This window comes from Microbacterium sp. Bi128, assembly GCF_918698205.1.
This window is the reverse complement of record NZ_CAKKMM010001146.1, coordinates 1-1,659: the sequence shown is the minus strand read 5'-3', so window position 1 is coordinate 1,659 and position 1,659 is coordinate 1. Positions and strand designations below refer to the sequence as shown.

Sequence of the window (1,659 nt, the reverse complement as noted above, 5' to 3'; positions counted from 1 at the left end):
GCGCATGGGCGTGGACGCCAGCCTTGCACAGGCTTTTGCCTTCCAGGAATCCGGCTTCGACCAGCGTGCGGTGTCACCGGCCAATGCGATCGGCACCATGCAGGTCATCCCGTCCTCCGGCGAATGGGCCTCCGATCTGGTGGGCCGCCAGCTGAACCTGCTCGATCCCTACGACAACGCCACGGCAGGCATCGCGATCATCCGCCAGTTGGTCCGCACGAGCCCGGATGTGGACACCGCAATCGCCGGCTACTACCAGGGCCAGTACTCGGTGAGCCAGAACGGCATGTTCGAGGACACCAAGGGCTACGTCGCCGCCATCAAGGCCAACCGGCAGCTGTTCGGCTAAACCCGGCCGCTCGGCCATCTACAGACTCCAGCACAGGCTCCCTTTCGGCGGAGCGTGACGCTACGGGCCCGGATCGCATGTTGATTCGGGCCCGTTTCTGTCCAGCGACTACGATTGTAAGGTGCAGGAATACGTGTCGGATGCTCTCGTAGGGAACCTGGTGGACAACCGCTACCAGGTTCAATCCAGGCTTGCCCGCGGCGGGATGTCCACCGTGTACCTCGCCACGGACCAGCGCCTTGAGCGTGATGTCGCGCTGAAGGTGCTCCATCCCCATCTGGCTGACGACCCGCAGTTCCTCGATCGGCTGGGCCGCGAAGCCAAGGCTGCCGCCCGGCTCTCCCACCCACACGTCGTGGGCGTCCTGGACCAGGGCGAGGACGGCCGGCTCGCCTATCTGGTCATGGAATTCATCAAGGGCCACACGCTGCGGGATGTCCTCAATGACAAGGGCGCCCTGTCGCCGCGGCTGGCCCTGGCGCTGATCGATCCGGTCGTCGAAGGCCTCGGCGCCGCGCACGCCGCCGGAATGATCCACCGGGACATCAAGCCCGAAAACGTCCTGATCGCCGACGACGGGCGGATCAAGCTCGGCGACTTCGGCCTGGCACGCGCTATCTCGACGTCCACCAGCACGGGCGCCCTGATCGGGACCGTCGCCTACATCTCCCCCGAACTTGTCCTGGGCAAACAGGCAGATGCCCGCAGCGACATCTATTCCGTCGGGATCATGCTCTACGAAATGATCACGGGCCGGCAGCCGTTCGAAGGCGACGTGCCCATCCAGGTCGCCTACCAGCACGTCAATTCCACCGTCGCAGCGCCCTCGCTGGAGGTGCCCGGGCTGGCCGCGGAGATCGACGAACTCGTCCAGTGGTGCACGGACCGGGACCCGGACAAGCGCCCCGTCGACGGCAGCGCCCTGTTGTCCGAGCTCCGGCACATCAGGACCAACCTCAGCGACGCCGAACTCGACCTCCAGCCGCCGGCGGCTCGCAGCACCCTGCCGGCCGTGGCAGCACCGCCAACCCGGCCGCCAGGCGGTACCGGTCCGGCGTCGGACGCGCAGGAAACGGCCCACGTGCTGCCGCCCACCGGAATGCCCACGGAATTGCAGACTGAGGTATACGGCAGCCTCGCCCGGCCCACCGAGATGCTTTCCCGCACCAGCGGCAACCCGACCACTGTGATGTCCGGTGCCCCGCGGCTTCCGGCCTACGGACCGTTGTCCACCCCGGACGAGGCGGCCTACGACGGCGCCGGGTATGACGGCCCGGCGGAGGGCGCGGTTGCCCCCAGCAAACGCGCCC

At 67.4% G+C, this 1,659-nt stretch carries 2 protein-coding genes; both read left to right on the top strand.

The annotated features are described in order from the left end of the window. Positions 1-349 (top strand): lytic transglycosylase domain-containing protein (locus LQV45_RS30650; RefSeq protein ID WP_230011024.1); only part of this gene is annotated, 349 nt, incomplete at its 5' end. A gap of 121 nt (positions 350-470) precedes the next feature. Beyond that, a partial coding sequence (locus LQV45_RS30645) for a protein kinase (protein ID WP_230011022.1) occupies positions 471-1,659 on the top strand: 1,189 nt, incomplete at its 3' end.